At 73.3% G+C, this 4,786-nt stretch carries 5 protein-coding genes; 3 read left to right on the top strand and 2 right to left on the bottom strand.

Features of this window, described 5'->3' with window-relative positions; all coding sequences use genetic code 11:
* Both AC2VNT_RS16135 and AC2VNT_RS16130 read left to right on the top strand, forming a co-directional pair.
* Positions 1-791, top strand: a 791-nt coding sequence (locus tag AC2VNT_RS16135; RefSeq protein WP_486947812.1) for a coproporphyrinogen-III oxidase family protein, incomplete at its 5' end; no start/stop codon positions are given.
* Positions 792-860: 69 nt separating this feature from the next.
* Positions 861-2,213 carry a salicylate synthase gene (locus tag AC2VNT_RS16130; protein WP_486947811.1) on the top strand — a complete coding sequence of 451 codons (1,353 nt, stop codon included), beginning with the start codon at positions 861-863 and terminating at the stop codon, positions 2,211-2,213.
* On the opposite strand, the gene AC2VNT_RS16125 is transcribed toward AC2VNT_RS16130, so the two are convergent.
* Positions 2,214-3,443 (bottom strand): alpha/beta fold hydrolase, encoded by a 1,230-nt coding sequence (locus AC2VNT_RS16125; RefSeq protein WP_486947810.1) that lies wholly within the window; start codon positions 3,441-3,443, stop codon positions 2,214-2,216.
* A gap of 38 nt (positions 3,444-3,481) precedes the next feature.
* On the opposite strand from AC2VNT_RS16125, the gene AC2VNT_RS16120 reads away from it, so the two are divergent.
* Positions 3,482-4,066: a PepSY domain-containing protein gene (locus AC2VNT_RS16120; RefSeq protein WP_486947809.1), complete on the top strand. Its 585-nt coding sequence runs from the start codon at positions 3,482-3,484 to the stop codon at positions 4,064-4,066.
* A 5-nt stretch (positions 4,067-4,071) separates the two neighbouring features.
* Here AC2VNT_RS16120 and AC2VNT_RS16115 read toward each other — a convergent pair.
* Positions 4,072-4,786 (bottom strand): AMP-binding protein (locus AC2VNT_RS16115; protein ID WP_486947808.1); only part of this gene is annotated, 715 nt, incomplete at its 5' end.

Raw genomic sequence — 4,786 nt, 5'->3', positions numbered from 1 at the left:
CGATCCGCGGCGCCGGCTTCACCCGGGTCTCCCTGGGCATGCAGTCGGTGGCCCCGCACGTGCTGGCCACCCTGGACCGGGTGCACACGCCCGGCCGGCCGGCGGCCGCCGCCCGGGAGGCCCGCGCCGCCGGGTTCGCGCACGTCAACATGGACCTGATCTACGGCACTCCCGGCGAGTCCGACGACGACCTGCTGCGTTCGGTGGACGCCGCGGTGGAGGCCGGAGCCGACCACGTGTCGGCCTACGGGCTGATCGTCGAGCCGGGCACCGCGCTGGCCCGCCGGATCCGCCGCGGTGAGCTGCCCGCCCCGGACGACGACGTGCTGGCGCACCGCTACGGCCTGGTCGACGAGCGGCTGCGGGCGGCCGGGATGGACTGGTACGAGGTCTCCAACTGGTGCCGGCCGGGCGGGGAGTGCCGGCACAACCTCGGCTACTGGGGCGATGGCCGGTGGTGGGGCGCCGGGCCCGGCGCGCACAGCCATGTCGGGGCGATCCGATGCTGGAATGTCAAGCGCCCCATCGCATACGCGCAGCTGCTCGGTGGCGGGGTGCTGCCGGTCGCCGACTTCGAGGAGCTCGACGAGGCGATGTCGCACACCGAGGACGTGATGCTGCGGCTGCGCACCCGGGCCGGCCTGCCGCTGGACCGTCTCGGCGCCGGCGAACGGCAGCGGGCCCAGGCGGCGGTCGCCGACGGCCTGTTGCGCGACGACGGGGACGCCTTGGTGCTCACCGACGCCGGCCGGCTGCTGGCCGACGCGGTGGTGCGCCGGGTGCTGGGGTAGGTGGGTGGGTGTCGCGATCGGGTGGGCCGTTGCCACCGCTGCAATTAGGTTAGGCTACATTTACTATCCGTGACCGAGGTTGACGCGGGGACGGTAACCGATACCGCGGTGTCGATTCCGCTGCCGCCGGGTGTCGATCCGGCCGACGTCGCGGCCGGGCTGGCCGCCGCACTGACCGAGCGCGACGGTGACGACCACCTGCTCTACGAGCGCACCGGGGTGTGGACGCTCGCCGTCGGTGTGCGCGCGGCGATCGAACTCGACGACGGCGAGCTGCGCATCATCCGCGACGGCGCGGTCCGGCGCCGGGACTGGGCGGGTACACCGGGCCGCGTGCTCGGTGAGGCGGTCGACGAACTGCTGACCGACGCCGAGGAGCTCGTCGGCTGGATCGCGTTCGAGTTCGGCGCCTACCGCTTCGGGCTGGCGGACCGGCTGGCGCCGAGGACCGCCCTGGCCCGGCTGTTCTGGCCGCGGGCCCGCATCGTGATCACCCGGCAGGCGGTGCTGTTGTTCGGCGCGGCGGATCGGTACCGCACCGCCGTGGAGCGGCTGGTCACGGCCGGCCTGCCGGGGCTGCCCGCCCCGACTCCGGTCGATGTGACCGCCGACCCCTCCGACTACCGGCGACGGGTGGCGACCGCCGTCGACGAGATCGCGGCCGGCCGCTACCGCAAGGTGATCCTGTCCCGCTGCCTGGACGTGCCGTTCGCCCTGGACTTCCCGGCCAGCTACCGGCTCGCCCGGCGGCACAACACCCCGGTGCGCTCGTTTCTGTTGCGGCTCGGCGATGTTCAGGCGCTCGGCTTCAGCCCGGAGTTGGTGGCGGCGGTGCGCCGTGACGGTGCGGTGGTCACCGAACCGCTGGCCGGTACCCGGGCGTTCGGCCGCGACCCGATCGCCGACCGCCGGGCCCGGGAGGACCTGGAGTCCAACGCCAAGGAGATCGTCGAGCACGCGATCTCGGTGCGCACCTCGATGGCCGAGATCACCGAGATCGCCGAGCCGGGGACCGCGGCGGTCACCGACTTCATGACGGTCCGGGAACGGGGCAGCGTCCAACACCTGGGGTCGACCGTGCGCGGGTACCTGGCGAAGTCGCGCAACCGGATCGACGCGCTGGAGGCGTTGTTCCCCGCGGTCACCGCGTCGGGCATCCCCAAGCCCGCGGCACTCGATGCGATCCTGCGGCTCGACGAGACTCCGCGCGGTCTGTACTCCGGTGCGGTGGTGGCGTTCTCGGCGGACGGCGGACTGGACGCCGCACTGACCCTGCGGTCGGCCTATCAGCGCGACGGGCGCACCTGGTTGCGCGCCGGAGCGGGCATCATCGACGTGTCCACCCCCGACCGTGAATTCGAGGAGACCAGCGAGAAGCTGGCGACGCTGGCGCCGTACCTGGTCGAGTTGGGGTCTAAGTAGTCAATCGCGGCGGCTGCGGGGTGCCGGAAGGGCGGCCTCCAGCGACTGGCCGGCCCTGATCAGCGCCGTGGTCAGCCGCACCAGCGGCGCCGCGGGCAGCGCGTCCAACGCCGGCGCCCGGCCCGCCAGCCGGTCGAGGTCCCCGCGGCACAGCGCACCGGTGATCTGCAACGCCGCGCGGGGGCGGGTGTCGATCGCGCTGTGCGCCATCGTGGGCAGCTCGATCAGCGCGGCACCGGGGATCAGCGCCGCCACCCGCTCGGCGATCGCCGGTGGCGTGGTCAGGTCGCGACCGCCGGAGATGACGACGGTCGGCCAACCGAACCCGGGCAACTCGGCGACCAGATCGTATGGCTCCGAATCGAACCGGGTTGACTCGCACCAGATCTCGCGTGCCGTCAGCGCCGGGTCGAGCGGCAGGCCGTCGGGCTCGCCGCCGTAGTCGAGTTCCCGGAACGCGATGCGGCCGACCAGCCCGGGTTCGTTGCGGTAGCGGACGTCGCGCCCGCTGAGCGCGACGATCCGGCTGATGGCGCGCCACACCAGTGGCCGCCCGCTCAACAGCAGGTCCAGCGACCGGTCCAGCAGGGCCGCACCGCCGAGCCCGTACAGCAGCGTCGCGACGTGGCCGCCGATCGGCGTGATCGCCCCGGCTGCGACCAACCGACGCATCGCGGCGGCGGTCCCGGCGGTATCCCGATTTTCGCCGTCCCACAGCAGCTGTCGGATCGCCGCACGCATCGCGTCGATGTCGCCGCGCGACAGCAGCGGCGAGTCGAGGACCATCGCGTGCACCCGACCGGGATGACGCACCCCGACGCCGGCGGCGATGTAGCTGCCGTAGGAGACGCCGTAGACGGTCGCGGTCGCCACCCCAGCGTCGTCGAGGACCGCCGCGACGTCGTCGACCACCTGGTTGACGGTGAGCGCCCGCGGCGGCAGGTCGGCACCGGAGTCGGTGCGCCGAGACATGCCGACGCCACGGTGCTCGATCATGATGACGTCGATGCCGGCGTCGGCGGCGTGTCGCCGGAACCCTCTGCCCGGCAGCACCGAGGCCACCCCGGGTCCGCCGGGGATGACCACCACCGGGTGCGCCGACCCGGGTCCGGTGCGCACGTAGCGCAGGTCGAAATGCTCGGCGCTGCCCGCGGAGACCGGCCGGCGCACCGACCGCAGCCCGGGCAGCGTGGCGAGTCGCGCCGGTATCCGGCGTCGTTCCCGGGTCATCGCGGCGCGGATCGGCCCGGCATGGCTACCATGATCCGATGACTGTGGGGACGAATCGAGTGTTCGCGCTGGTTTTCGCCGCGGTGCTGGCGCTGGCGGGCTGCGGCCACGCCGGAACGCGGCACACCGAGTCGTCGGCGTCGACGACCACCCCGGACGGGGCGTTGCGGCGCCCGGACTCGCCGCCGGACCCGCAGACCCTGCTGCAGGCCGGGGCCACCGCGCTGGCCCAGGTGCCCGCCGGCACGCTGATCTTCATCGAGAGCCAGACCGACGACAACGGCACCTGGAAGGTGCGGGTGGCGAGCGAGGCCGGCGACGAACAGCAGGTGAAGGTCGGGCCGGACGGGATCACCGTCCTGGTGGCGCCGACGGCCGAGATCGACGGTGCCGGTGACAAAGCCGCGCGGCGCACGCTGCTGCAGGGCGCGACGCTGGACTATCAGGCGGCGGTGCCGAAGATGCTGGCCGCGGTGCCCGACGGGTCGATCACCCGGCTGAGCCTCGCCGACGTGGCCGGCACGGTGGTCTGGAAGGCGATCGTCTGGGACACCTATCTGGTCGCCCACCAGGTCAGCGTCAACGCGGCGTCCGGGGACCTGTTGGCGAACACGCAGGTGTAGCGCGTTCACGGCGACGCCAGCCGCTGGCGCACGATCGCCTTCTTGTCGACCTTGCCGACGGTCGTGGTGGGCAGGGCGGGCAGGGCCAGCAACTCGTCGGGGCGGGCATGGACCGCCACCCCGCGATCGTCCAGGTAGCGCCGGAGCTCGGCCAGCGGCACCGGCTGGCGATCGAAGACCACCGCGGCACAGATGCGCTCGCCGAGGTGCTCGTCGGGCAGCCCGACCACCGCCGCGGCCCGGATCGCCGGATGGCCGAGCAGGTGCCCTTCGACGTCGTCGGCGGCGACCGTCTCACCACCCCGGTTGACGACGTCCTTGACCCGGCCGGTGACCTCCAGGTACCCGTCGGCCCGGATCCGTACCCGGTCACCGGTGCGGTAGAAGCCGTCCGGGGTGAAGGATCGCTCGGTGGCCGGCGGGTCGCGAAAGTAGCCGTTGATGGTGTACGGGCCGCGGACCAGCAGTTCGCCGTCGGACCCCGGCGGGACCGGCCGATCCGCGTCGTCGACCACCCGCAGCTCGTCGTCGGCGCAGAGCGGCCGGCCCTGGGTGCGGTCGACGAGTTCGGCGGGATCGCCGATCCGGGTGAAGCTGACCAGCCCCTCGGCCATCCCGAACACCTGCTGCAGTCCCGGCGTCAGCGTCTCGCGGATCAGCCGGGCATCCGCGGCGGTGAGCCGGGCGCCGCCGACCTGCAGCAGCCGCAGCGAGGTCGGC

This window comes from Mycobacterium sp. TH-M15 (assembly GCF_057473705.1).
The sequence above is the reverse complement of the archived record's forward strand: the minus strand, read 5'-3'. Positions and strand labels throughout refer to the sequence as shown.

What these genes read in the sequence shown, in the direction of transcription:
- AC2VNT_RS16125 (WP_486947810.1), bottom strand. Translation starts at nt 3,443, where the DNA reads ATGACCCGGGAACGACGCCGGATACCGGCGCGACTCGCCACGCTGCCC.
- AC2VNT_RS16120 (WP_486947809.1), top strand. Translation starts at nt 3,482, where the DNA reads ATGACTGTGGGGACGAATCGAGTGTTCGCGCTGGTTTTCGCCGCGGTG.